The 24407-nt window shown below is 71.4% G+C and carries 21 protein-coding genes; 7 read left to right on the top strand and 14 right to left on the bottom strand.

Features of this window, described 5'->3' with window-relative positions; translation table 11 throughout:
- Nucleotides 1–53 precede the first annotated feature (53 nt).
- The 4 genes from fepB to HMPREF3165_RS05485 are packed head-to-tail and all read right to left on the bottom strand — an operon-like array spanning nt 54 to nt 4271.
- Nucleotides 54–1157, bottom strand: a complete 1104-nt coding sequence (gene fepB / locus HMPREF3165_RS05500; RefSeq protein WP_083303219.1) for a Fe2+-enterobactin ABC transporter substrate-binding protein — start codon at nt 1155–1157, stop codon at nt 54–56.
- Nucleotides 1154–2146 (bottom strand): ABC transporter ATP-binding protein, encoded by a 993-nt coding sequence (locus HMPREF3165_RS05495; protein WP_070511424.1) that lies wholly within the window; start codon nt 2144–2146, stop codon nt 1154–1156. The genes fepB and HMPREF3165_RS05495 overlap by 4 nt, the downstream gene beginning before the upstream one ends.
- The gene (locus HMPREF3165_RS05490; RefSeq protein WP_070511422.1) at nt 2143–3261 is read right to left on the bottom strand and encodes a FecCD family ABC transporter permease; all 1119 of its coding nucleotides are present in this window, start codon (nt 3259–3261) and stop codon (nt 2143–2145) included. The genes HMPREF3165_RS05495 and HMPREF3165_RS05490 overlap by 4 nt, the downstream gene beginning before the upstream one ends.
- Complete coding sequence (locus tag HMPREF3165_RS05485) at nt 3258–4271, bottom strand: FecCD family ABC transporter permease (protein WP_070511421.1); 1014 nt, start codon at nt 4269–4271, stop codon at nt 3258–3260. The genes HMPREF3165_RS05490 and HMPREF3165_RS05485 overlap by 4 nt, the downstream gene beginning before the upstream one ends.
- A gap of 239 nt (nt 4272–4510) precedes the next feature.
- Here HMPREF3165_RS05485 and HMPREF3165_RS05480 point away from each other — a divergent pair, with 239 nt between their 5' ends.
- The 5 genes from HMPREF3165_RS05480 (at nt 4511) to HMPREF3165_RS05460 (ending at nt 9592) form a co-directional block, all read left to right on the top strand.
- Nucleotides 4511–5035, top strand: coding sequence for a PadR family transcriptional regulator (locus tag HMPREF3165_RS05480; RefSeq protein ID WP_003789164.1), 525 nt, complete (start codon nt 4511–4513; stop codon nt 5033–5035).
- Entirely contained in the window at nt 5032–5865 is an 834-nt protein-coding gene (locus HMPREF3165_RS05475; RefSeq protein ID WP_070511419.1) for an ABC transporter ATP-binding protein, read from the top strand. The genes HMPREF3165_RS05480 and HMPREF3165_RS05475 overlap by 4 nt, the downstream gene beginning before the upstream one ends.
- Nucleotides 5862–8075 (top strand): FtsX-like permease family protein, encoded by a 2214-nt coding sequence (locus HMPREF3165_RS05470; protein ID WP_070511417.1) that lies wholly within the window; start codon nt 5862–5864, stop codon nt 8073–8075. The genes HMPREF3165_RS05475 and HMPREF3165_RS05470 overlap by 4 nt, the downstream gene beginning before the upstream one ends.
- A gap of 210 nt (nt 8076–8285) precedes the next feature.
- Nucleotides 8286–9023, top strand: coding sequence for a pentapeptide repeat-containing protein (locus HMPREF3165_RS05465; protein ID WP_070511415.1), 738 nt, complete (start codon nt 8286–8288; stop codon nt 9021–9023).
- Complete coding sequence (locus tag HMPREF3165_RS05460) at nt 9020–9592, top strand: DivIVA domain-containing protein (RefSeq protein WP_070511413.1); 573 nt, start codon at nt 9020–9022, stop codon at nt 9590–9592. The genes HMPREF3165_RS05465 and HMPREF3165_RS05460 overlap by 4 nt, the downstream gene beginning before the upstream one ends.
- On the opposite strand, the gene HMPREF3165_RS05455 is transcribed toward HMPREF3165_RS05460, so the two are convergent.
- From HMPREF3165_RS05455 to panC, 5 genes are all read right to left on the bottom strand, one after another.
- Nucleotides 9589–10137: an RloB family protein gene (locus HMPREF3165_RS05455; protein ID WP_070511411.1), complete on the bottom strand. Its 549-nt coding sequence runs from the start codon at nt 10135–10137 to the stop codon at nt 9589–9591. The two genes, HMPREF3165_RS05460 and HMPREF3165_RS05455, sit on opposite strands and share 4 nt — an antisense overlap.
- A 61-nt stretch (nt 10138–10198) precedes the next feature.
- Nucleotides 10199–11500 carry an AAA family ATPase gene (locus tag HMPREF3165_RS05450; RefSeq protein ID WP_070511409.1) on the bottom strand — a complete coding sequence of 434 codons (1302 nt, stop codon included), beginning with the start codon at nt 11498–11500 and terminating at the stop codon, nt 10199–10201.
- A 190-nt stretch (nt 11501–11690) separates the two neighbouring features.
- Nucleotides 11691–13373 carry a lysine--tRNA ligase gene (gene lysS, locus HMPREF3165_RS05445; protein WP_070511407.1) on the bottom strand — a complete coding sequence of 561 codons (1683 nt, stop codon included), beginning with the start codon at nt 13371–13373 and terminating at the stop codon, nt 11691–11693.
- A 249-nt stretch (nt 13374–13622) separates the two neighbouring features.
- Nucleotides 13623–14078, bottom strand: coding sequence for an aspartate 1-decarboxylase (panD, locus tag HMPREF3165_RS05440; RefSeq protein ID WP_003789149.1), 456 nt, complete (start codon nt 14076–14078; stop codon nt 13623–13625).
- Between the two features lie 265 nt (nt 14079–14343).
- The gene (gene panC / locus HMPREF3165_RS05435; RefSeq protein ID WP_070511405.1) at nt 14344–15357 is read right to left on the bottom strand and encodes a pantoate--beta-alanine ligase; all 1014 of its coding nucleotides are present in this window, start codon (nt 15355–15357) and stop codon (nt 14344–14346) included.
- Nucleotides 15358–15595: 238 nt separating this feature from the next.
- Here panC and HMPREF3165_RS05430 point away from each other — a divergent pair, with 238 nt between their 5' ends.
- Nucleotides 15596–16564 carry a Rossmann-like and DUF2520 domain-containing protein gene (locus HMPREF3165_RS05430; protein ID WP_070511403.1) on the top strand — a complete coding sequence of 323 codons (969 nt, stop codon included), beginning with the start codon at nt 15596–15598 and terminating at the stop codon, nt 16562–16564.
- Between the two features lie 152 nt (nt 16565–16716).
- On the opposite strand, the gene HMPREF3165_RS05425 is transcribed toward HMPREF3165_RS05430, so the two are convergent.
- Genes HMPREF3165_RS05425 through folP form a run of 5 tightly spaced genes read right to left on the bottom strand, consistent with a single transcriptional unit; the run spans nt 16717 to nt 23204 of the window.
- The gene (locus HMPREF3165_RS05425; protein ID WP_070511401.1) at nt 16717–18474 is read right to left on the bottom strand and encodes a PH domain-containing protein; all 1758 of its coding nucleotides are present in this window, start codon (nt 18472–18474) and stop codon (nt 16717–16719) included.
- A complete protein-coding gene (locus HMPREF3165_RS05420; RefSeq protein WP_070511399.1) occupies nt 18471–19076 on the bottom strand; it encodes a PH domain-containing protein in 606 nt (201 codons plus the stop codon). The genes HMPREF3165_RS05425 and HMPREF3165_RS05420 overlap by 4 nt, the downstream gene beginning before the upstream one ends.
- Nucleotides 19073–19573 (bottom strand): DUF3180 family protein, encoded by a 501-nt coding sequence (locus tag HMPREF3165_RS05415; protein ID WP_003789139.1) that lies wholly within the window; start codon nt 19571–19573, stop codon nt 19073–19075. The genes HMPREF3165_RS05420 and HMPREF3165_RS05415 overlap by 4 nt, the downstream gene beginning before the upstream one ends.
- A complete protein-coding gene (gene folK, locus HMPREF3165_RS13495) occupies nt 19573–22311 on the bottom strand; it encodes a 2-amino-4-hydroxy-6-hydroxymethyldihydropteridine diphosphokinase (RefSeq protein WP_070511397.1) in 2739 nt (912 codons plus the stop codon). The genes HMPREF3165_RS05415 and folK overlap by 1 nt, the downstream gene beginning before the upstream one ends.
- Nucleotides 22308–23204: a dihydropteroate synthase gene (gene folP, locus HMPREF3165_RS05405; protein ID WP_070511395.1), complete on the bottom strand. Its 897-nt coding sequence runs from the start codon at nt 23202–23204 to the stop codon at nt 22308–22310. The genes folK and folP overlap by 4 nt, the downstream gene beginning before the upstream one ends.
- 494 nt (nt 23205–23698) lie before the next feature.
- Here folP and HMPREF3165_RS05400 point away from each other — a divergent pair.
- On the top strand, nt 23699–24407 hold a 709-nt coding region (locus tag HMPREF3165_RS05400), incomplete at its 3' end, for an ABC transporter ATP-binding protein (RefSeq protein WP_070511426.1).

Genomic DNA, 24407 nt, shown 5'->3' with positions numbered 1-24407 from the left:
TGCCCCGGGCCATACGCCCGGGGCACCCCCGTCTCTGATCGGATCAGGTCGGCTCAGGAGGCCTTGGGGTAGGCCTTCTGGACGGCGTCGAGCATCTCGAGGGCCGAGTAGTAGTCCAGCCGGAAGGATGAGGGCGGCATGTACTGCACCTTGCCGCCGGTCACCGGGGCCGCCGAGCTGAAGGTCTCGTTGGTGGTGACGGCGTTCTTCGCGGTCTCGTCGGCGGCAATGACGACCCAGTTCTCACCGGTCAGTCCCGCCTGGACGTTCTCGGGCGAGAGCTGGACGATGTCCTTGCGATCGCCCATGGACTGGTCGCCCTTGACGCTGTCGGGGACGGCGGCGATGGTGAAGCCCAGGTCCTTGAGGAGCTGGGCCTGCGGGGCCTCCTCAGTGAAGGCGTTGGCGCCCTTGGTGCCGTCCCCGGGGACGGTGAAGACCGAGGTCGCCCCCTTCGGGACGGAGATGGCGCTCTTGGCCTTCTCGGCCTTGGTGGTGTAGTCCTTGACGACGGCGTCGGCCTTGGCCTGGCGGCCGGTGGCCTGTCCCAGGGTCTTGGTGACGTCCTGCCAGGAGTGCGAGCCGTAGTCGATGACGAGGACGGGCACCTCGAGCTGGCGCAGGCTCTCGACGACCTTGGCGGCCGAGTCCTGTCCCGTCTTGGCCACGATGATGAGGTCGGGGTTGCTGCCCGCGACCGTCTGGGCGAGGTTGTCCTCGGTGCCGTCGATGGCCTTGACGCCCTTGTCGGTGGCCTGCTTGGACCACTGGGTGAAGAAGCCGTTGTCGTCGGTCTTCTCATCCTTCTTCTTGGCCGGCGTCGAGGCGACCACCGGGGCGTCGAGGGCCAGGAGCGATCCGGTCAGGGTCACGGAGGTGGACACGATGCTCTTGGGCTCGGCCTTGATCTCGACGTCGACGCCGTCGTCCCCCTTGATGGTGACCGGCCAGGTGACCTTGGGGGAGGCCGCGGCCGAGGCGGCGCCGGAGGCCCCGGCTGAGGCCGCCCCGGAGGCCCCTGCGGAGCCGGCGGCGGTGGAGGCGGAGGTCGAGCTGTTGGAGGAGCCGCAGGCCACCAGGCCGGTGCTCAGCACCATGGCCGCCACGGCGAGGAGGCCCTGCCTCAGGCGGCTGGAGCGCCGCGAGGATGCGTTCATCTATCTGTGTTCCTTTCTTGTCCGTCCTGCTGGGAACGAGCAGTCGGGCTGGTTCCTGCCGAGGCGGGATCGGCAGAAGACTGTGGGGCCGGACCTCCGGTGGAGTCGGTGGGAGCGGAGCGGGTCCCGGCAGGGTCAGGGCCGGCCGGCACGACCGCGCCCAGGTGACGGGGCACCACCATGGGGGTGCCGGCCACCGGGTCGGGGGCGATGACGGCCGCCAGGCCGAAGACCTCCTCAACGAGGTCCTCGGTGAGGATCGCGCGTGGGGAGCCGGTGGTGCGGACCCGGCCCTCGTGCATGACGATCATGTGCTCGGCGCAGCGCGCCGCCTGGTTGAGGTCGTGCAGGACGGCCACCACCGTGCGGCCGTCGGCATTGAGACGCCGGCACAGCTGGAGGATGTCGACCTGGTGGGCCAGGTCGAGGAAGGTGGTGGGCTCATCGAGCAGGATCGTCTCGGTGCCCTGGGCCAGGGCCAGGGCGATCCACACGCGCTGGCGCTGGCCACCGCTGAGCTCGTCGACGGGGCGGGCGGCCAGCTCGGTAACCCCCACCATCTCCATGGCCTCCTCAACGGCCTGCCTGTCCTGCTGCGACCACTGGCGGAACAGGCCCTGGTGGGGGAAGCGACCGCGGGCCACGAGGTCGCGCACCAGCATGCCGCCGGGCACGGTGGCGCTCTGAGGCAGCAAGCCGACCCGGCGGGCGACCTCCTTGGTGCCCAAGCGGACGATGTCGGCGCCGTCGAGGAGTACCGCTCCTCGGGCGGGCCGGTGCAACCGAGCCAGGGCTCGCAGCAGCGTGGACTTCCCGCAGGCGTTGGGCCCCACGATGGCGGTGAAGACGCCGGCGGGGATGTCGACGTCGAGGTTGCGGGAGACCACGTGGCGCTCGTAGGCGATGGTCGCGCCGCGAGCGGCCAGGCGAGCTCCGGGGACGGCCGGTCCGGCGGCAGTGTTCGGCTCAGTGGGGGGCAGGTCGGTCACAGGGATCTCCTTCCGCGCGCTGCCACGGTCAGCGCCACCATGAGGTAGAGGCCGCCGACGGCGTTGGTCACCACGCTCACGGGCATCGACTCGAGCACGAGCTGGCTGAGCAGGTCGGCACCCACCAGCAGAAGGCTCCCGGTCAGGCCGCTCACGAGCAGCGGGGACTGCGGGGAGCCGGTGAGGAGACGGGCCAGGTGGGGCGCCACGAGGGCCACGAAGCCGATGGGGCCGGCCGCCATCGTCACCACCGCCACCAGCACGGTGCCCAGCAGGATGAGGACGGCGCTGGCTCGGCGGGTGGGGCTGCCCAGGATGGTGGCCACCTGCTCCCCCAGGGACAGGACCTGCAGGTGGCGGGAGGCCAGCAGGACGAGGGCGACGGTGACCCCGATGGCCAGGCAGGTCGGGGCCACCACCGGCCACCGGGCGGCCCCGAGGGTGCCGGTGATGGCCTTGAGGGCGCCCAGGCCCTCGTCGTCGTCGACCCGCACCAGCAGCCAGCGGTTGACGGAGACGAGCATGGAGCTGATGGCGATCCCCACGAGGATGAAGCGCAGGCCGGTGAACCCGCCGCGCAGGGAGACGAGGTAGGTCACCGTGCCGACGGCGGCCCCGCCGATGAAGGAGGCCAGGGAGGCCGAGAGCATGGAGCCGGGCAGGAGGAGGATGCTGACGAGGATCCCGGTCTGCGCGCCCGTGCTGAAACCGATGAGGTCGGGCGAGCCCAAGGGGTTGCGGGTGATGGTCTGGAAGAGGGCGCCGGCCACGCCCAGGGCCAGGCCCGCCACGAGCCCCAGCACGATCCGGGGCAGCTTCCACTTCACGACGACGACCTGGACGATCTTGCGCCCCTGCCCCTGGAGCGCATCGATGACCTCCTGGGTGGTGACGGGGAACTTCCCTAACCGCAGGGAGACCACGGCCACGGCGAGGCTGAGCGCCAGCAGCATGAGGCCGACGATGACATGGCTCGGGGCGATGAGCACCGACCAGCGGCCGACGACGATCCACAGGCGTCCGGCATCGACCCCCACGTGGAGGCTGCGCCGCGGGCCGGTGCCGGCGGCAGGACGCACCGGAGCAGCGGCCCGGTTCAGCCTGATTCCCCTCATGAGGCCCGGTCCTTCATCCGCAGGACCATGAGCAGCAGGACGGGTGAGCCGACGAAGGCCGTCAGCAGACCGACCTGCATCTCACCGGGACGGGCCAGGACGCGCCCCAGGACGTCGGCGGCCAGGACGACGACGGGACCGCCCAGCGCACACAGGGCCACGATCCAGCCCCGATGGGGTCCCATGAGCCAGGAGGCCGTCAGCGGCGCCATGAGCCCAACGAACCCGATGGGGCCGGCCACCGTCGTGGCGGTGGCGCACAGGACCGTGACGACCACCAGGCTCAGGCCCCGTACGAGGGCGACCCGGGTGCCCAGCGCGGCTGCGACGTCGTCACCCAGGGCGATGTTGTCCAGGGCGCCGGCCAGCAGGATGGCCGCACCGGTCCCCGCCACCACGAGGGCCGCCACGGGCAGCAGGGGGATGTCGGTGCGGGTCAGGGAGCCGACCTCCCAGTCGATGAAGGTGCGGAACAGGTTCGGCATCGTCAGGACGACGCCCCGGATGACCGCCCCGGCGAAGGCCGAGAAGGCGACACCGATGAGCACCAGGCGCACCGGCGAGGAGCTCGAGGCGCCAATCATGCCGATGACCTGGACCAGTGCGGTCGCCACCAGGGCTCCTCCAGCGGCCAGGGCCAGCTGGTCGGAGATCGGGAGCACGCCGAGCACGGCGGTTCCCAGGACGATGCCCAGCGAGGCGCCGGCGTTGACACCGAGCAGCCCGGGCTCGGCCAGGGGGTTGCGGGTGACGGCCTGCATCACCGCGCCGGCCACCGCCAGAGCGGCGCCCACGAGCACGCCCATGATGGTGCGCTGCACACGCAGGACGTTGATGTTGTAGGAGATGTTGGAGGCGTCGGGGTGGAGCAGGTAGTGGGCGACCTGGCCGGCGGGGATCCTGGAGGAGCCGACGAACAGGGAGGCCAGGACGCACAGGGCCAGCAGGATGGCCGCGGTCAGGAGGATGGCCGGGCGGCGTGCGATCACGCGAGCACTCACCTCCGCCACTGTCTGAGAACGGGGGCGACAACGGCCCTGAGGACCCCGATCGGCATCTACTCTCCCCACACCTGAAGTACAAAGGTCAACCTAACCTAACCTAAGATGCCGGCCAGGACCTGTCAAACACAGGCTGGCCTGTTGGTTTATTCGCCGCGACACCCCCACCCAATAGCAAGGACATGCTCGTGCATATCCTCCTCACGGAGTATGTCGTGCGCGTATACACTCAGCGTATAGTCGCGGCCATGGAATCGAAACTCACTCTTCTTGGGCTGCTCAGCGCCGGGCCTGGGCACGGATACGACCTCAAACGCTCCTGGGACCACTGGTTCGCCGCCTCCAAGCCGCTGGCCTATGGCCAGGTCTACGCCACGCTCGCCCGCCTGGTGCGCGACGGGCTCATCACTCAGATCGAGACCGAGCCCGGAGCCGGCCCGGAGCGCAAGCGCTACGAGGTCACCGACGCCGGGCGCCAGAGCGTCGAGCAGTGGCTGCTGACCCCGGTCACCCCGGCCGGCGACGTCCAGGCCGACATCTTCGCCAAGACCGTCATCGCCCTCATGCTCGACGACGACGCCGGACGCCTCCTCGACCTTCAGCGCGCCGAGCACATGGCGCGTATGCGCGAGCTGACCCGCCTCAAGCAGGACGGAGACCTGCGCACGGTGCTGCTGGCCGACCACGCCCTGTTCCACATCGAGGCCGACCTGCGCTGGATGGAGACCACCGCGGCCCGCCTGAGCGAGCTGCGTGAGGAGGTGCGCTCATGAACGCCACCCCTGTCACCACCGCCGTCACCACTGGAGTCACCACCGCACCCGGTCAGGGCCAGGCCGGCCTGCCGGGCGAGGTCATCATGCGCGCCCGCGGCCTGGAGATGAGCTTCGGGCAGACCCACGCGCTGCGCGGCGTCGACCTGGATGTCGCGGCCGGTGAGGTCCTGGCCGTCACCGGCCCGTCGGGCTCGGGGAAGTCCACCCTCCTGCACGTCATGGCCGGGGTCCTCGTGCCCGACACCGGGCGCGTCGACTACCACGGAGCCGACACGACACAGGACATCGCGGCCCTCGACGAGGCGGCCCGCAGCCGCCTGCGCCTGAAAGAGTTCGGCTTCATCTTCCAGTTCGGTCAGCTCCTGCCGGACCTCTCCGCCTTGGACAACGTCACCATCCCCCTGCTCCTGGCGGGCACCCCGCGCCGGCGGGCGCTGGCCCAGGCCCGCGAGACCCTGGGCGAGCTGGGGCTCAGCGAGCACCTGGACAAGCGCCCCACCCAGCTCTCGGGCGGGCAGGCGCAGCGGGCCGCCGTCGCGCGAGCACTGGTGACCAACCCGCGTCTGCTCTTCGCCGACGAGCCCACCGGCTCCCTGGACTCCCTGGCCGCCGAGCGGACCATGGAGGTGCTCCTGAACTCGGTGCACTCCCGAGGCGCCGCCCTGGTCATCATCACCCATGACGCGCGCGTCGCAGCCTACGCCGACCGGGAGGTCACCGTGCGCGACGGCCGCATCAGTCCCGGGGCCACGCACCCCGCAGCCGGCCCGAGCCGGCCGGGGCACGCCGAGCCGGAAAGCCCGGGCAGTGAGAGGAGCCGGTCATGAGCCGCATCGCCCTGACCCGGCTGCTCGTCGCCAACGACCGCTCCGCCCGGCGCCGTCTGGCCGGGATCGTCGCCGGCGTCATGGTGGGGGTGACCCTGTTCCTCATGCTGCTGGCCGCCGCCCAGGCCTTCCCCGAGCGCAGCATGCGCTCGAGCTGGGCGTCCACCGCCCTCATACCCGGCATCCCAGGGCAGTCGAACCACACCGACCTCCGGCCCGACCACACCCTCACCGCCGGCGAGCTGGCCGTCGCCAGCAACTTCGACGTCGTCGGCAACCAGGCGATCACCGTGCTGAGGGTGGCCTTGCCGAAGTCGGGCACCACCTCGGTGAAGATCCCGGGCTCCGACATCGTCCCCAAGCCGGGCGAGTACCTGGCCTCCCCTGCCCTGGCCAAGCGCATCGCATCCCTACCCGCCGACCAGCTCGGCGACCGCTACGGCAAGCAGGTAGGGGTCCTGTCCCCCGAGGCCGTCGAGGGACCGGACTCGCTGGTGGCCATCGTCGGGACGGACCTGGGGACCGTGGCCGCCTCCGAGTTCTACATCCCGCCCCAGGTGGTCACCTCCTTCCAGGGCATCCCCTACGAGAACGAGGCGTACCGGATCGCCACGATCGTCGGCGCCATCGCGGTGCTCGTACCCGCGCTGCTGCTCGTCGGGATCGTCACGGATCTGGGGGCGGCACAGCGGGCCGAGCGCTTCGCCACACTGCGCCTCATCGGGGCCACGCCCCAGCAGGTCGCCCGCACCGCGGCCCTGGAGATCGGGGCGACCACCTTCGTCGGCGCCCTGGCGGGCGTGGCCCTCTACCTTGCCCTGATCCCACTGGCCGCGCAGATCACGCTGAAGTCGAGTCGCTTCTACTACTCCGACCTGCTGCGCTCACCGGTCAACGCGGTCCTCGCCGTCGTCGTGACCACGGCGGGGGCGGCAGCCGTGGCCTGGTGGCGCACGCGACGGGCCGACCTCGGGCCGCTGGGCGGCTCCCGCGAGCGCGCTGAGCGCCGCCCCCGCCTCATCTCTCTGGTGCCCGTGATCCTGGGGACCGCGGGGCTGGTCAGCACCCCGACGGTGGCCCACCAGAATTCCGATCTGACCATCTACCTGCTGCCGGTCTCCTTCCTGTGCACGATGCTGGGGCTGCTGTGGGCCGGGCCGGTCCTGACCTGGTGGGTAGCGCGAGGCGGCAGGGCCCTGGCCCATTCCGCGGCGCAGGTCATCGGCTTCAACCGGATCACTCAGCACCCCCGGGCGGTCTTCCGGGCGGTGGCGGGCGTGGTCGTCGCCGTCTACGCCATGACGGTGTTCGCCGTCGCCATCACCGTTGCTGCCGGGACCCGTGACGTCACCCAGGGTGGCGGGCACCTGAGCCCCACGTCGCTCGAGGCGACCCCGGCGATCAGCGACGAGGGCGCCCTGAACAGCGCCGTCGACCAGCTCGCCGCTGTGCCCGGGGTGACGACGGTCGCCGTGGGGAGGATCAGCGGGGGAAGCAAGCAGGACAGCCGCGTCATCCTCGAGGCCGACAAGGCCGAGGCCCTCGGGGCGCCGCACGTGGCGTCCCCGGATGGCGCGGTGAGCATCAGCACCCGCTGGCTGTACGAGAACGCGGCGGCCTCGCCGTCGCCGGTCAGCGCCGAGGAGCTGGCGAGTGCCCGTGAGCACGGCGCGCCCATCGTCCTGGTGGGCACCGACCCGGCCAGCCCCGGGGCCGTCGAGCGAGCCCGCACCGCTCTGGCCACCTCGGGCCTGGCCCTGGGGACCGCCCCGACCTCACCCAGCTCGATCCAGGCCCTCCAGGACACCGCCATGGAGAACCAGTTCGCCCAGCTGGGCTACATCGGCATCCTCATCGCCGCGGGCATCTCCGCGGTCTCGCTGGGGGTCTCGACGGTGGCGGCGCTGCTGGGGCGCCGGCGGGTCCTGGGTCTGCTACGGCTGGTCGGCATGCCGGCGGCGACGCTGCGCTCCATGGTGTCCTACGAGACGATGCTGCCGGCGGTCACCGCCCTGGCCATGAGCATCGGTCTGGGATGGCTGACCGCATGGGCACTGGTCGGCGGGGTGTCGGGGCGCCACATCAGCTGGCCGGGCGGCGGCTACTGGCTGGCGCTGGGGGCGTGCCTGGCGCTGGTGGTGGTGGCGACCCTGGCCAGCGCCCGCTACGGCCGGCGCATGCTGGCCGGCACCACCGTCCGATTCGAGTAGGAACGCACCGACGTGTCCAAATCGGTGACAAAGGCCGCGATCAGCCTCAGTCGCAGAAAAGGAAACCGCATGATTCCGCGGTTCTTCTCGACGGAGTGACGGCCTGCGAGCTCCTTTGTGTCCGATATGGACACCTACCCCTCCTGCGCACCCGGGCACCGGGGAGAACAACCCCCGGTGCCCGGAGCCGATCTGCGATAGAACAGGACCATGACCGCAGGACGGACCGACACGGCCGCAGGCTCCTCCGCCGCGGCCTGCCCGAGGCCGCCGGCCCTCACGGCACTGGACCTCAGTCGCCTGCGCGACGGCGAGGCCGATGAGCTCACCGCCGGCGAGATGGTCGAGGACCTGGAGCTGGTCGAGGCAGACCTGAGCGGCGGCGACCTGTCGGCACTCACGCTGCTCAGCTGCCGGTTCTCGGAGGTCTTCGCCAATGACACCGACCTGGCCGCGGCGCGGCTGGTCGACTGCCGCCTGGAGCGCCTGAGCGCCACCTATCTTCATAGCCCGCGCTCCACCTGGCGCACGGTGGAACTGGTCGACTCCCGTATCGGGGCCTGGGAGCTCTACGACGCCGATGTCGAGTCGCTCCTCATGGAGGACTGCCGCCTGGGCTTCACCAACCTCGCCGGAACCACTGTGCGCGACCTCCTCATCCGGGCCACTCGGATCGACGAGCTGGACCTGAGCGGCATCGACGCCCAGCGGGTCCGCTTCGAGGACTGCCAGGTGGGCACGCTGCGCCTGCACGGCGGGAGTCTGAGCGACGTTGACCTGCGCGGACTGGAGATGAGAACAGTCAACGGTGTCGGTTCCCTGGCCGGGGCGACCGTCAGCAGCGGGCAGCTCAGCGAGCTTGCGCCACTCCTGGCGCAGCACCTGGGGCTGCGGGTCACGGATCAGGATCACGCACAGAATGCGACAACAAGGAGTAAACGCGCATGACGCTGCTGACAGCCGACGATGTTCTCACCGTGAAGTTCGAGGTCTCCTCATTCAAGGAGGGCTACAAACAGGATGAAGTCGACGTCTTCCTCGACGACGTGACCACCACGATACGGGAGTTCGAGGAGCGACTCGGCACGTCACAGGAATCTTCGGGCCCCTCGCACCGGAAGGCCGAGATCCTGCTGACCGCCGAGGGCGTCAGGAACATCCGGTTCTCGACTACCCGGTGGTCGGGTTACCGCATGGACCAGGTTGATGCCTTCCTCGTCCAGGTGCTTGCAACCATGGAGGCCCTTGAGGCGCAGGCGCGCACCAGTTCCTTCGCCGGCCAGCCCGGTGCCGGAGCCGGCGCTGCCTATGGCGGGGCGTACGGCAGCGGAACCTACGGGATGAGCCCAGCCCAGACCGGGTACACCCCGGGCGCCGCCGACGGAACCGGTGATGCCCAGTACGCCGAGGCGATTGCGCAACGCGACCAGTACATCGCCCAGCTCCAGCAGGAGAACGCCTACCTTCGCGCCGAGCTCGAGTCCGCCCAGCGTCGGCTGGGGACGACCGGGTTCTAAAGCTCGTCAGCGCTGAGAAGTCCGAGGCTGCAGAGCAGATGGGGCATCGTTGTCGATGGACAAGGCCCTTGAGTATCAGTCTCCGGGAGACTGTCCGTCGGCAGATGGCACCTGCCCGCGGCCTGCGCACCCCTGCCCCAGGGGAAGTCGTCCGGCAGCATCTTCGCGTCCTTACTGCTCAGGCCCGTCAGCTCCCGGTAATGCGTCTGCGCATCAGCCTGGTTCCGATAGTTCTTCACGGGGGCGTAGTGGGCGTTGAGCCAGACCTCAAAGCACGGTACAGAGACAACGCCGTGAACAACGGTCCGCTTGCTACTCAGCCTTCGGCATGCGGCCAGGAAGTCATGACGATCCTGACCATCATGGTCGACGACGACCCACACCTCCCTGTAGTCGCTAAGATCTGACCGAGGCCCGCTGAGCTCCTTGATGACGGTGAGCGGATCACCCTCGATGACCTTCACTTGGGCTGAAATCCTGCCATGGCCCACACGTCGGCAGAGCTGACTCAGATAGGCGTACTCGGTGACCCGCCCGTTAGTCACGAAGAGAACGGTACACAGTTCGGCTCGTTGACTGCGCTGCTTCCTTCTCGGTGGTGTCATCTCACTTCGCCCCTGCCGGCGTTGAGAGGTACCGGCGGAGGCTGGAGGTGTCCACCCGAGGGATAGCACCAAAAGCACCGGCGAGATAGCGGCGCTGCTTGTTCGTGCCCTTGCGGTTGGAGGAGAAGTCCGCAAGCGAGAAGAGCTCACTGGCACCGAAGGGGGACTTCTCCGTCATCCACACCTCGCCCGCCTCCAGGAGCTGGACGGGAGAGTTGTCCAGGAGCGCCGTGTCATGGGTTGTGAAGACGATCTGGGCGCCCCGAGTATTGAGGTCTGGATCCTTGAACATGTCCACCAACGTGGCGGTCAGCGTCGGATGGAGGCTCGCATCGAGCTCGTCAATGCACAGCACCTGCCCCAGTCGCAAGGCGTCCATGGCGGGACCGACCGTTGCCAGCCAGGTAAGGGTTCCTTGACTCTGCTGGCTGCTCGCTAACCGGTAGTCCTTACCGTCCGCGCCGCGGTGGTGAAGGACGAGGTGACGCTGGAGCTCCTTGAGCACCTCGGCGGGAACCTCAGCCTCCTCGTCCTCGCTCCAGGGAAGGCGACGCAGGAGCTCAAGCATTTCCTGCGGAACCTCCTGCTCCTCGAGCTCGAGTCCGACGATGCCCAGGTCGGCGGCCTGAGCAATGGAGTTCGCAATGCCAGTCCACTGCTCAGGGGACTCAGCTAGCCGGCTCATCCCCCACCGCAGACGCGAACTGCGCTCCTCATCACTGTGGTGGATGAAGCGCATGGCTCGCAGGCTGCGCGCGATCGGGGCGAGCGCGGCGTGCTCGTACCTCAGAGCCACGGCGAGAAAGAGGTCCTTGGGCGTCGTAATCCGACCGACCTCGGTCGTGGCGCCCTTGAGGGTGGCACCAGCCTCGATCGTAGGCTTGTCATCCTCGGGCCCCTGGGTGCGCACGAAGACCTTGCGCCAGCGCTGCCCCGCCGCCCAGAGCTCCTCGCGCGAAATGCCCCAGCGATGCGCCTCGACGCTGTAGCTGTAGCGCTCGTCCTCGTGAGTAAAGCCGACGGTGAAGCGGGACGGCTGTACCGCGTGGTTGCGATCGAGACTGAAGGGCTGGTGCAGGATGTCCCGCTGCCCCCCGATGGCGTGGTGGAGGCAGTCAAGCGCATCCAGGAGGGTCGACTTGCCTGAAGCGTTAGCGCCGAAGATCGCCGCCACACGCCACGTCTGCTCCCGCCAGGAGGAGCCGCCGCGCGGCGTCAGAGTCTTGAGCGACCTCCGAGTGAGATCGAGGGTCACCTCCTCTGCGTAGCAGCAGTAGTTCGCCACGGTGAAGTCCAGCAACATACCGCCACCCTAGTGCGAACAACTCGTTTTGGGAAGTTTTTTCCCAAAACTCAAAGCTCATAGCCCTGATCTCACCATTCGAGCGCCGAGGTTGAGAGCCGCCGGGCTGCCATGACAAAGCGCCGGTCGGTTACTGCCTGCTCGGAGGCAGTGACCGACCGGCGCTATGGCCGCGGAGGCGGAGTACGGTTCAGCCCCGCTTGACCAGCGGGAAGGTGATGGTCTCGCGGATGCCCTGGCCGGTGAGCACCATGAGGAGGCGGTCGATGCCCATGCCCATGCCGCCGCTGGGCGGGAAGCCCTGCTCCATGGCCACCAGGAAGTCCTCGTCCAGGATCATGGCCTCGGGGTCGCCCTTGGCGGCCGCCAGCGCCTGGGCCTCGAAGCGCTCGCGCTGGACCACGGGATCGGCGAGCTCGGAGTAGGCGGTGGCGGTCTCGAAGCCGCGCACATAGAGGTCCCACTTCTCGGTCAAGCCCGGCTTGCTGCGGTGGTAGCGGGTCAGCGGCGAGGTGTCCTCGGGGAAGTCGTAGACGAAGGTGGGCGCCCACAGCTTGTTGCCGACGAGCTCCTCGAAGATGTCCTCCACGACCTTGCCGGCCACGGCATAGTCGTCGATCTCCAGGCCGATCTTCTCGGCGTAGGCGACCAGCTGCTCGCGCGGGGTCTCCACGGTGATCTCCTCACCGAGGGCCTCAGAGACGGAGGTGTAGAGGTCGATCTTGTCCCACTCGCCCGACAGGTCGTACTCGGTGCCGTCGGCCAACGTGACGACCTCCCCGCCCTCGGGCAGGTCGAAGGCGTCCCGGGCCGCCTGCTGGACGAGGTTGCGGGTCAGCTCGGCCATGCCGTCGTAGTCGGAGTAGGCCTCGTAGGCCTCCAGGGCCGTGAACTCCGGGGAGTGGGAGGAGTCGGCGCCCTCGTTGCGGAAGTTGCGGTTGATCTCGAAGACGCGGTCGACGCCGCCGACCACGGCGCGCTTGAGGTAGATCTCCGTGGCGATGCGCAGGTAGAGATCCATGTCGAAGGCGTTCATGTGGGTGATGAACGGGCGCGCGGCCGCCCCGCCGTGAATGACCTGCAGCATGGGGGTCTCCAGCTCCAAGTAGTCGCGGCGGAAGAAGTTCTCGCGGATGGAGCGCACGACGGCGGCGCGGGTGCGCACCATGTCGCGGGCGGCGGGCCGGGTGAGCAGGTCGAGCTCACGACGACGCACGCGCTGCTCCTCCGAGAGGGTCACCGCCTCGCCGGCCTCGTTGGTCCAGGTCTTGGGCAGGGGGCGCAGCGCCTTGGAGGCGATCCGCCAGGCGGGGACCTCGACGTCGTCGTCCCCGGCGGAGGCGGCCTCGGCGCCCTCACGCAGGACCGGCTCGGCCATGACGGACAGCTCGCCGCGGCGCGAGGAGATGACGCGGCCGTGGACGAAGAGGTGGTCGCCCAGGTCGACGTCGGCCTTGAAGGCCGCGAGCGCGGTGTGGCCCTCGGCGGGCAGGGCCTTGGCCGAGAGCATGGCCTGCAGGGTGGTGCCGGCCCCGTCTTGGAGGGTGACGAAGCACAGGCGTCCGGTGTTGCGCAGGAAGACGACGCGGCCGGCCACACCGACGACGTCGTCGGTCTCCTGCCCGGCCTCGAGGTGGGCGTAGCCCTCGCGCACGGCGGCGATGGTGGTGGTGACGGGCACGGAGACCGGGTAGGGGTCCCAGCCCTCGCTGCGCAGGCGCTCGCGCTTGCCGGCGCGGACCTCGAACTGCTCGCCCGGGCCCGGGTCGGCCTTGGGCTGCTTGGGCTGGGCCGATGAATCGTCTGCAGACTTCCGCGACTGGGCGGCGTCGGTGGCGGTCGGGTCGGGGCTGGGGGTGCTCTCGTCTGTCACGTGAAGGAGTCTAACGGCGCCCGCCCTCCCCGGACGCTCCCTGGGCCCCGACGATGCCCGATCCACATCCGATCCTGGTCACACCGGGCAGCGGTTCCTCCGGTCAGATCCAGGTGGGCACGACGGCGGCCCCGGTCATCGTTTCCTCTCCCTTCCTGCCGCGGCGCACGGACACGCAGTACTCGGCCGGGAACCAGGTGGGGCCCAGAGCCTCTCCCTTGACCGGAACCCGGCTCAGGCGTGGAGCGGTCAGGCGCGGGCCTCGGCCAGGGGGATGCCGGTGGGCCGCAGGCCCTGGAGGCGGGCAACGTCGGAGTCGGCCGGGATCTGGCCAGGGTCGGTGCCCCGCTCCACGATCCGGTTGGCCTCGTCGACGAAGACGACCCGGGGCAGGTAGGTGCGGGCCTCGGCGTCGGACATCTGGGAGTAGGCGATGAGGATGACAACATCGCCGGGGCTGACCAGGTGGGCGGCGGCACCGTTGACGCAAATCTCGCCCGCGCCGCGCTCGCCGGGGATGACGTAGGTGGACAGGCGGTTGCCGTTGGTGCAGTTGCAGATGTCGACGCGCTCACCGGGCAGCAGGTCGGCGGCCTCGAGCAGGTCGATGTCCACCGTGATGGAGCCGACGTAGTCGAGGTCGGCCTGGGTCACGGTGGCGCGGTGAATCTTGGACGTCATCATCGTCCGGGTGCGGGAACTCATCGCCGCACAGCGTAGACGGCGCCGGGCCCGGCGCACTGTACGGTGCGGCACAGGGTGAGCGACCTGACAGGAACGGTCGGACCTGAGCGAGGCCAGGTCCGGCCCAACGGTTCTCGAGAACACGCCATAGGGCGCCGGGTCTGTCGCTCGAGGGGGCGTCCTCGGGGACGCGTGTGCGTTCTCGCGCGGGGCCGAACCCGGTTCACGGCGACTGGCCCCGCGCAAGCACCCGGGCGAGCCGGGCGTTCAGGGCGAGCGGCCCTGCTCAGGGGCGCAGGTCGATGAGGGTGTTGTCGATGAGGCGGGTGGTGCCCACGCGCGCGGCGACGGCCAGCAGACCCACGGCGGGCAGCCCCTCCCCCTTGTCCTCCCCCGCGGGCTCACTGCGCGGCAGGCCGAGGCCGGCGCCCGCCAGGTCCTCGAAGCTGTCCGGGGCAACCAGCGCCACGTAGTCGATCTCAACACCGTCGGCCGCCTCCAGGGAGGCCAGGGCGGCCTGGCGGATGGCGGCGGGGTCGGGCCGGGTGCCGGTGACCTGCGCGGCGGCGTCCCGGCCGGCCTGGAGTGCGCGGGACAGGGCCAAGGCCTGGTGGCGCTGCTCGGGGCTGAGGTAGGCGTTGCGTGAGCTCATGGCCAGGCCGTCGCTCTCGCGGCGGATGTCGACCGGCACGATCTCCAGCGGGACGGCGAGGTCGCGCACCATGGACTCGATGATCGCCAGCTGCTGGGCGTCCTTGCGGCCGAACAGCGCCCAGCGCGGGGCGGTCAGGTGCATGAGGGTGAGCACCACCTGGCTCACGCCGGCGAAGTGGGTGGGGCGGGTGCGGCCCTCCAGGACGGTGGCGATGGGGCCGGGGTCGATGCGCACCGCCGGCTGCCCGGAGGGATAGATGACCTCCGGGGTGGGGGCGAAGACGATGAGCCGTCCCACACCGAGGGTGCCGTCGGCGCCGGTGAGGGTGCGGGCCAGTCCGGCCAGGTCGCCCTCGAGGTCGCGCGGGTAGGCGTCGAGGTCCTCGGTGGGGGCGAACTGCAGGGGGTTGACGAAGATGGTGACCACGACGGTGCCGGTCGGCCCGACGCGCCGGGCGGCCTCGCGCACGAGGTCGAAGTGGCCCTCGTGGAGGGCGCCCATCGTCATGACGACCGCCCGGGGGTCCGGGGCCTCGGCCAGGGCGGCGGCGAGGTCGGCGCGGCTGCGGGCGAGGACGGTTGCGGCGCCGGCGGATCGGGGGGCGGGAACAGGCGTCGGTGCGGGTTCAGTGCTCACGTGCCCCACGCTAGTCGCCCCACCCGGGCCGGTGACCCACGCGGGAAGGTGAAAGTGTCCACGGTGGCGACTTTTCCGCGCCAAATACGAGCAACCAAGCCATCTCGATTCACGTTTCCGCAGATCACCGGGGTCGCCTTGAACGACGGGCCGCCTGCGGCCGGCTGAAAAGTCGCCAAAATTGACAGATTCGCCTTGATGGCTCACTCCAGGCCGGGGCAGGTGGCAGGCATGAGAGCATCGGGGCATGAGCGACATCAATGGCACGGGCCCAGGTACAGGCGGCGAGAACGCGGACCGGGTCCCGGCCGCCCCAACTAGCCCGAGCAGGCCGGGCCGGCTGGGCGTTGGCATCATCTCCGCCGGGCGCGTCGGGGCGGTCCTGGGCTGCGCGCTGCGGGCGGTGGAGCACCAGGTCGTCGGCGTCCACGCGGTCTCGGAGGAGTCGCGCGAGCGCGCCGAGATGCTGCTGCCCGGCGTGCCGGTCCTGGAGGTCGAGGAGATCGTCGAGCGCGCCGAGCTGGTCCTATTGGCCGTCCCCGACGACGCCCTCGAACCGCTCGTCCAGGGCTTGGCGGACCTGGGGCGCTGGCAGCCGGGCCAGCTGGTGGCCCACACCTCGGGGCGCTACGGCGCCGCCGTGCTCGCCCCGGCTCAGAGCTGCGGGGCGATCCCGTTGGCGATCCACCCGGCGATGACCTTCTCCGGGTTCTCCACGGATGTGGCCCGGCTCGTCGGCTGCCCGATGGCTGTGACTGCGCCCGCGGCGGTGCTGCCGATCGCGCAGGCGCTGGTGGTCGAGCTCGGCGGGGAGCCCTTCGTCCTGGAGGAGTCGGCACGCCCTGCCTACCACGCGGCCCTCGCCCACGGTGCCAACCACCTGCTAACCGTGGTGACGCAGGCCGTGCGGGTGCTGGCGGCCGCCGGGGTCGAGGACGGTGCGGCCACGCTCGGCCCCCTGCTCACGGCGGCCCTGGACCGAGCCCTGCACGAGGGCGAGGCGGGCCTGACCGGTCCGGTCTCCCGGGGCGACGCCGGAACGGTGGCCGCCCACCTGGAGGCACTCTCCACGCTGCGTGACAGCCAGGGGCGGGGCCTCGACGACGTGGTCGCCTCCTACCGGCAGCTGGCCGCGGCCACCACCGAGCGATGCGAGGCCACCGGGCGCCTGACCGCCGAGCAGGCCCTGCTCCTGCGCGACACCCTGCGCAGCTAGGGCCTGTTGCGAAAGTGAGGTGAAGCGTACGCGTGTTCGTGCCTGAGGGCTCGCGTTCGTACCCTCTACCCCTCGAACGCGAGCCCTCAGGTACGACCGCGATGTCGGCCACTGGCGAGAACCGGCCTCCGCCCGGACATACGCAACAGGAGCTAGCGCACTGAGGGCCCGGCAGGCTGCGTAGCGGCGACGGCGCGCGCGAGCCACCGGTCGAGCTGCTCGGCGCGGGCCCGGTGCAGCGCCCGCTGGCTGATGCGCGCCGCGAGGGCCTTGGCGTCGGCGGCATCGAGGTTGGTGATCGAGGCGGGGACCTCCTGGGCGACCATGTCGAGTCGGAGGGAGGCCAGACCCCGCCGGCGCGCCAGCGGCCCCTGGCGCACGCGCAGGGACTGGATGCGTTCGTAGGGGAAGACGGCCACTCGCCGCCGCCAGCGGCCGTGGCGGATGATGACGCAGGTGTCGGTGAGGGCGATGGCTGCGCGCCGCCAGGTCAAGGGGCGGAAGAGCCATCCGCGGCGGCTGAGGCGCACGAAGCCGCGCTCGGCCGAGCCCGCTGGGGCCTGCGGGTCACCGACACCGTCATCGTCGCGGCCGATGAGGGCCTGGGCGAGCAGCCTGTCGGGGTCGGGAACGCCCAGGTCGGGGACCACGAGCCACAGCGCGCGCAGGGCGGTGTCGCGCACCCCCACGGGCAGCAGCAGGTTGCCGAACTGCCGGTTCTGGCCGTCCTGGGACCGGTCCTCGCGACCGGCCACGGTGACGTCCACCTTCCACCAGTCCTTGCCGCGCCACAGGATCGGCTGAGTGATCCCGACGCCGTGGACCCGCCCGGGCGGCAGCGTGCGGGAGGTATCGGAGGTGAGCCCGTAACGCATGCGGATGCCGCTGGGGGTGGCGGCGGCCTGGAAGTTCCAGGCGCTGTTGAACTGGCTCCACACGATGGTCGCCGTCCCGATGACGATCGTGATGTAGGACGAGATGACCGTCAGCGCTTCGCCGCCGGTCATGGAGTCCAGGATGATGAGGACCCCTACCGATAGCATGCCGATGACCGCCAGCCCGAGCACATAGACCGAGGAGCTGCGCAGCAGGGACCCCAGGAGGGTGGCACCATCGACGCTGTAGAGCGGGTGCTCCTGGAAATGGGAGGCCCGCATCGGCACGGCGCGCTGCTCGGGGGCGGCCTGAGAGCCGGCGGCCCCTTCCGGCGCGAGGTTCTCGGGCCTGACGGCGGACGTGGCGTTATCGATGCCGCCGGTGTCGCGGCCCACTGCGCTCGCCCCGACGGCACCGCCCTCCGAGGCGGGGCCGGGCAGGTCGATCTGTCCGGCGGCCAGGTCGAGGATGCGGTCGCGCAGGGTCTGAAGCTCGCGGGTGGTGAGGAATCCGATGACGACCCGTGAGTCCCGGCCCCCGGCGACCTCGACGGTCAGCTGCCCCAGACCGAAGATGCGCCCGAGTAGGGGGTGAACGACGTCGACCGACTGGATGCGCGGCAGACGGGCCGTGCGCAGCTTGCGGCTGAGGATGCCCGAGCGCAGGTAGACGCCGTCGGCATCCACGGCGTAGGCGCGCCGCCACCAGCTGAGCAGCCCGAGCCCCACCCACAGGGCGATGAACGCGATCAGGCCGAGCAGGTAATAGCCGATCCCCCCGCCGAGGGTGAAGCCGTGCTCGGAGATGAAGCGGTAGGCGCGCACCAGCTCGTCGAGGTTCTGGACCGTGACGAAGGCCAGGACACCGGTGACGATCTTCCAGCCCTCCAGCACCGGCGTGACGAGGCTGACCCGGTGCCAGGTGACATTCTCGGGCAGGGGCAGATCCCGAGAGGCGGCGGGCCCGCTCTCCCCCGCGACGTCCGTCCTTGCCTTACGGGCGGCCTCCAGCCGGCTCTCCCAGCTGGGGCTCACAGCCCGGCCATCCTCTCCTCACCGCGCTGGGACAGGACCTGGCGCAGGCGCTCGGCCTCGGCCACCGGTAGCCCGTTGATCGTGGCGTCGGTGCTGGCCGAGGCCGTGTGGAGCTTGACCTCGGCGATGCCCAGCCAGCGGGCCAGCGGCCCCTGGGAGGTGTCCACGAACTGCATGCGCCCGTAGGGGGTGACGGTGATGGAGCGGAACATGACGCCGTGGCGCCACAGGAGGTGGTTATCGGCCAGGGCGTAGCCCATGGCCCGCACCTGGCGCGGAATGAGCCAGAGCTGCCAGAGGAACAGCGCTGTGAAGACCCCCGCCGGGATGAAGTATCCGGAGGAGACGAGCACCCCGGGGATGGCGAAGCCGATGATGACGACGGCGCAGAGGAGACCGACCCCCAGGATGCGGGCGGTGATGAGGCGGTGGGAGACCGGGTGGAAGACGACGCCGTCGGGGGCGAAGGGGTCGGCGCCGGCGGGTGGTCGCGTGGCCGGCTCACCGGCGCGGACGGGTGCCGAGGCTGGGCCAGCGGGGGCAGCAGGTGCGGCGGGGCCGGTACCGGGCATGGCGCCGGGACCTGTTCCGGGACTGGTCATGCGGGGGCTCCTGGTCCTTCGGGGGCCCGCCCGGCAGGACCGGCCGAGCCGTCGTCGTCGCCGTCACCGGAGATGGAGCACCACTGCTCGACGACGAAGCCGACGACGCACCACACGAGGCAGGCGATCAGGCAGCCGGTCGAGGTCCAGGCCAGGTGGGTCATGGCCGGCGAGCGCGGCGTCACCAGCGCCAGGATGATCCCGCCGCCGTAGACGCCGCCGAGCACCGCCCCCACGATGGCGGAGGCCTGGGCGGCGGCCGCCGTGGTGGCGGCACCGGTCGGGGTGATCCAGGTGCGCTCGCGCGCACGCAGCCGCCTGACCGCCAGACCTGCCACCAGGACGATGCCCGCAATGACCAGCGCGGTCACCGCCCCCCAGGGGGAGAGGACCGGGACCCAGCCGACGTGGCGCAGCAGGAGGTCACCAACCACCCAGGAGGTCACCGCGGCGGCGATGAACCAGGTGACGGCGCTGGTCCAGCGGGTGCGCCGCATCAGACGTCCTGACGGGGACCTGTCCCCTGGGCGCCACCACCGATGACGTCATTCCACTGGAGCGGGGACTTCCAGGCGTCCCCGGCGGCCTCATCCTGCTGGCCGTGGGAGACCCCGTCCGGCCCGGCTGAGAGACCGGGGGCGTAGGAGCCCTGCGGTCCGGCCGCCTCGGGGGCCGAGGCCGCCTGGTAGGGCGAGTCGACCTGCGGGGCCTGCTCGGCCCAGGAGCCCGCCCCGTTGGAGGTGTCGAAAGGCAACTGCCCGAAGGGGGAGGACTCGGCCTGCCCCTGGTCACCGAGGGGCTGCGCGGGGGCCGGCTCCGGGGCGGCCGATGAGGCCTCGGCGATGCTGCCGGCGTAGTCGGCGGCCAGGGAGGCGTCGGCCACGGAGGACTCATCCCGGGTGGCGTCGTAGACCAGGCCCGGCTCGGAGCCTGCGGCGTCCTGCTCCACCGGCGGCTCCACGTAGGGGCCGGTGGGCTTGTCCGGCAGGGACTCGGAGTCGAGCCAGTCGAAGGCCAGCCAGCGCAGGCCACCGCGGTCGGGGGCGTTCTCGGCGAGCTCGGACACGGAGCGCCCGGCCAGCTCGGCGAAGGGGTCGGCCTGGCTCCACGGCACGAGGACGAAGGCGCGCTCGGCGGCACGCGGGTGCGGCAGGGACAGGGCCGGGTCGGAGGAGGTGACGCCCTCGACCTCGATGAGGTCGACGTCCAGGGTGCGCACGCCCCACGGTTCGGTGCGCACGCGCCCGGCCGCGATCTCCAGGGTCTGGCAGACCTCGAGCAGCTCGCGCGGGGCGAGGGTCGTCATGGCCGTGACCACCGTGTTGAGGTAGTCGGGCTGGGGCTCGGCGCCCTCGGCGACGACGGCGATCGTGCGGGCCAGCGGCGCCACCTGCGTGACCTCGATGCCCTCGGTGGCCTTGAGGCTCTGGACGGCCGTGCGCAGGGAGTCCACGACTCCACCGACGTTGGCACCCAGGCCGAAGACGACGCCCACGGGGCGGGTGGGCCGCTCGGAGAGCGGGTCGACCGGAGCGGCGGGAGCCGCCGGGGCCTCAGGTGCGGCGGGAGCCGGTGCTGCGCCGGGGGCGCCCAGGAAGTCGGGCTGCGCCGACGGCGCGGCGTACGAGCCCTCAGCGGGCTGAGAGAAGTCCTCGGAGACGGAGGGCTGGGAGTAGGAGGGCTCGGAGGAGGCCGGTGCCACACCCTCCTGGCCCGCGGCCCCGGGAAGCTCACCGGGAACGGCGAAGGGGCTGGGCCCGGGCTCGCCCAGGGGCTGGGAGGCCGGGACGGAGGAGGCTCCCATGAGGCCGTCGGCGCCGGCGGTCCCGGAGGCGGTGGCGTCCCCGCCCAGTGCGGGGAAGGCGAAGCCGGACGCGTCGGCGCCCGCCGCCTCGGGGGCGGCCCCAGCATCACTGGCCTGGCTGGAGGCGGCGCCACTGTAGGAGCCGGACTCGTCGAAGGCGACGGGGCCGCCCAGAAGGTCCGCGGAGCCCTCGACGGCGGGAGCGGACTGGTCCTCGCCCTCCTCGGAGGAGGCGACATGGCGGCCCTCGTGGGGCAGCTGAACAGCAAGGCCGTCGGCGGCGGGGCCCGGTTCGGACGAGGCCGCTGCGGAGGTGTCAGCAGCCACCTCCTCGGCATAGCTGAGGGCACTGGGCTCCGGCTCGCTGGAGGCGGGCGCCGCACCCAGCGCCTCGGCCGCCAGGCTCACGAACCCGTCAGCGCCGGCGGTCCTGCCGGCGGAGGCAGCGGTGGGGGCGCTGGTCGAGGGGGCGTCCAGCGCGCTCGACGCGGAGTAGGAAACGGCAGACTCACCGGCGGACTCACCGGAGGGCAGGCCGGTGGCCTCCGGGGCCTCGGGAGCCTCCGGGGTCCAGGCGGGGGCCGATGAGGCGGAGGAGTCCGCGCTCTCGGTGGCCCAGTCCGGCACCCACGGCTGGGTCGACTCGGCGCTCCCGCCGGGAGTACCGGGCTCGGTCGGCATCGGCGTGGGGACCGAGGGCGCGGCGGCCGCGAAGGGCGAGCGAGCCGGCGCCTCCATCGGCGAGGCCGGCGAGGGAGTCGGGGTGATAGGGGCCTCGGAGGCCAACGCGGCCGGAGCGGCGTCGCCGCCCGTGAAGGAGGCGCCCGAGAAGTCGGGGACCTCCGAGACGATGGGTGCCGCGGGTGCCGCGGGGGCGGCAGGGGGCTCGTAGGCGGGCGCCGCTGGGGAGGCTGCGGCCACCGGGGAGGCCGAGGATGAGGGGGAGGCGTAGGGCTGGGCGGAGACGGCCACCGGCGCCTCGGCCTGCGCAGCCCAGGCGGCCTGGCTGGTGGCGGGGGCTCCGCCGTGGCCGGCTGCGGCGTCGGCCACCCGGTGGATGGTCACCGAGACGTCCTCGAAGGCGACGTCGAGGGGCGCCTCGGGCTTGTGCACGGTGACCTCGGCGGCCACGACGCGGGGGAAGGACAGGACCCGCTCGGCGATCCGGTCCGCCAGGGACTCGATGAGGTTGACCGGCTCCCCCTCGATGATGCTCACGATGCCGTTGGCCACGCGGGAGTAGTCAACGGCGTCGGTCACCGAGTCGGTGACGGCGGCCACGGCGGTGCCGCGCTGCCCCAGGTCGAGGATGACGTCGACCGTGAAGAGCTGGCCCTCCTCGCGTTCGAAGGGCAGGACGCCGTGGTGGCCACGGGCGGACAGGCCGATGAGGCTGATCCGGTCGGTGGTCGCGGAGACGGTGGTGCTCACTGGTGTTCCTTCCAGAGGGAGGCGGTGCGGACGGCGGCCCGGTTGGCCGGGACCTCGTGGACTCTGACGGCCCAGGCGCCGGCGGCGGCGGCCAGGGCGGTGGTAGCGGCGGTGACGGCGTCGCGCTGGACGGGGGTGGCCTCGGCCTCAGCGGCCTGGGCCAGGAAGCGCTTGCGGGAGGAACCGACCAGGAGGGGCCGGCCCAGGTCGGCGATGAGGCGGGAGGTGGCCGCCAGCAGCTCCCAGGACTGGGCGTGGGTCTTGGCGAAGCCGAGGCCGGGGTCCAGGACCACCTGGGAGCGGTCCACCCCGGCGGCGTCCAGCTCGGCCAGGCGCTCACGCAGCTCGGCCTCGACTCCGGCGACGACGCCGCCGGGGTAGTCGGTGAGCCGGTCCATGGTCTCAGGGTCGCCGCGCCAGTGCTGGCAGACGTAGACGACGCCGGTACGGGCGATGAGGCCGTGCATGGCGGGGTCGGCCAGGCCGCCGGAGACGTCGTTGATGATGTGGGCGCCGGCGTCGATGGCGGCCTCGGCGGTGGCGGCGTGGATAGTGTCCACCGAGACGATGGCGCTGCCGGCGGCGCCGGTCCCGTCGGCACTGCCGGCCCCGTCGGCGAGGAGCGCGCGCACTACGGGCAGGACTCGGGAGATCTCGGTGTCGGCGTCGACCCTCTGGGCGCCGGGGCGGGTGGACTCCCCGCCGATGTCGATGATGTCGGCGCCCTGGGCGATGAGCTCGCGGGCGTGGGCGACGGCCGCCTCGGGGTCGGCCCAGCGGCCGCCGTCGGAGAAGGAGTCGGGGGTGACGTTGAGGACGCCCATGAGGAGCGTCCGGTCGCGGGGCACGAACCCCGGCAGGGGGGCCGGGGCGGCGGCGGGAAGATTCGTCACGGGGTCAGGCTAACGGTTGGCCCGCCGCAGCGGGAGGACCGAAACATCTTCAGGCCACCTCACACTGAGAGCCAGGACACGATCCGGCGGGGTCAGGGCGCCCCACTTCGACCAAAACTTCATAGAAGACACGGAGCCGGGTCGATTATGAAGTTTTGGTCGAAGTGAGTAGGGGCCACACCACTGCCAGCAGCCGGCGGGCCTCCCTCGAAAGGCGGAGACGCCGGCAGCAGTCCGTCCCTTCGACGCATTCCGGCGCAATGGCGCCATTTCTAGGCTTCTTCACGTCACCAGGGCGGTGCGGGACGCAGCGCGATGCCAGCGACCGGCTCCGCCCGCCACTCGAGTCAGCCACCGAGAAGGGTCATGAGATGACGTATCCGCCCCAGCCGCAGGCCTTCGGCCACCCCGCCCATCCCGCGCCGCTCCCCCAGGCGACACCGGCCGCCCCGGGAGCGCCGACGGCGCCCACCACTCCTTCCGCCTCCGCACCGATGCGGGTCGTCGAGGCCCGCGGTCTGACCAAGGTCTACGGCGAGGGCGAGGCCCGGGTCGTCGCCCTGGACTCGGCGAGCCTGGTGGTGGGACGCGGCGAGTTCGTGGCCATCATGGGCCCCTCAGGGTCAGGCAAGTCCACCCTCCTGCACTGCCTGGCGGGCCTGGACACCCCCACCTCCGGGAGCGTCCTCATCGCCGGACAGGACCTGTCCGGCATGAAGGACAAGCAGCTCACCGCCGTGCGCCGCGACCGCCTCGGCTTCATCTTCCAGTCCTTCAACCTGCTGCCCACCCTGAGCGCCGAGGAGAACATCCTCCTGCCCCAGCGCCTGGCCCACCGCAAGCCGGACCGGGACTGGTACGACGCCGTCATCTCCACCCTGGGCATCGGCGACCGCCTGTCCCACCGCCCCCACGAGCTCTCCGGCGGCCAGCAGCAGCGCGTGGCCGTGGCCCGCGCCCTCGTGGGCCGCCCCGAGGTGGTCTTCGCCGACGAGCCCACCGGGGCGCTGGACACCGCCTCGGCCGCCGCCCTGCTGGAGACCCTGGCCGGCATGTGCGAGCGCCTGGGTCAGACGGTTGTCATGGTCACCCACGACGAGCAGGCAGCGGCCACTACTAACCGCATCATCCGCCTGCGCGACGGGCGCATCACCGGGGTCGAGGCCGTGCGCCGCCCGACCGGCGGCCACGCGGCCCCGGCCG

This window comes from Actinomyces sp. HMSC08A09 (assembly GCF_001807465.1).
Taxonomy (GTDB): domain Bacteria; phylum Actinomycetota; class Actinomycetes; order Actinomycetales; family Actinomycetaceae; genus Actinomyces; species Actinomyces oris.
Note: the sequence above shows the minus strand (reverse complement) of the source record. Positions and strands in the feature narration are given on the sequence as shown.

What these genes read in the sequence shown, in the direction of transcription:
- HMPREF3165_RS05420 (WP_070511399.1), bottom strand. Translation starts at nt 19,076, where the DNA reads ATGACCAGTCCCGGAACAGGTCCCGGCGCCATGCCCGGTACCGGCCCC.
- HMPREF3165_RS05470 (WP_070511417.1), top strand. Translation starts at nt 5,862, where the DNA reads ATGAGCCGCATCGCCCTGACCCGGCTGCTCGTCGCCAACGACCGCTCC.
- HMPREF3165_RS05450 (WP_070511409.1), bottom strand. Translation starts at nt 11,500, where the DNA reads ATGTTGCTGGACTTCACCGTGGCGAACTACTGCTGCTACGCAGAGGAG.
- HMPREF3165_RS05415 (WP_003789139.1), bottom strand. Translation starts at nt 19,573, where the DNA reads ATGCGGCGCACCCGCTGGACCAGCGCCGTCACCTGGTTCATCGCCGCC.
- fepB (WP_083303219.1), bottom strand. Translation starts at nt 1,157, where the DNA reads ATGAACGCATCCTCGCGGCGCTCCAGCCGCCTGAGGCAGGGCCTCCTC.
- HMPREF3165_RS05430 (WP_070511403.1), top strand. Translation starts at nt 15,596, where the DNA reads ATGAGCGACATCAATGGCACGGGCCCAGGTACAGGCGGCGAGAACGCG.
- HMPREF3165_RS05465 (WP_070511415.1), top strand. Translation starts at nt 8,286, where the DNA reads ATGACCGCAGGACGGACCGACACGGCCGCAGGCTCCTCCGCCGCGGCC.
- HMPREF3165_RS05490 (WP_070511422.1), bottom strand. Translation starts at nt 3,261, where the DNA reads ATGAGGGGAATCAGGCTGAACCGGGCCGCTGCTCCGGTGCGTCCTGCC.
- HMPREF3165_RS05460 (WP_070511413.1), top strand. Translation starts at nt 9,020, where the DNA reads ATGACGCTGCTGACAGCCGACGATGTTCTCACCGTGAAGTTCGAGGTC.
- HMPREF3165_RS05475 (WP_070511419.1), top strand. Translation starts at nt 5,032, where the DNA reads ATGAACGCCACCCCTGTCACCACCGCCGTCACCACTGGAGTCACCACC.
- panD (WP_003789149.1), bottom strand. Translation starts at nt 14,078, where the DNA reads ATGAGTTCCCGCACCCGGACGATGATGACGTCCAAGATTCACCGCGCC.
- HMPREF3165_RS05480 (WP_003789164.1), top strand. Translation starts at nt 4,511, where the DNA reads ATGGAATCGAAACTCACTCTTCTTGGGCTGCTCAGCGCCGGGCCTGGG.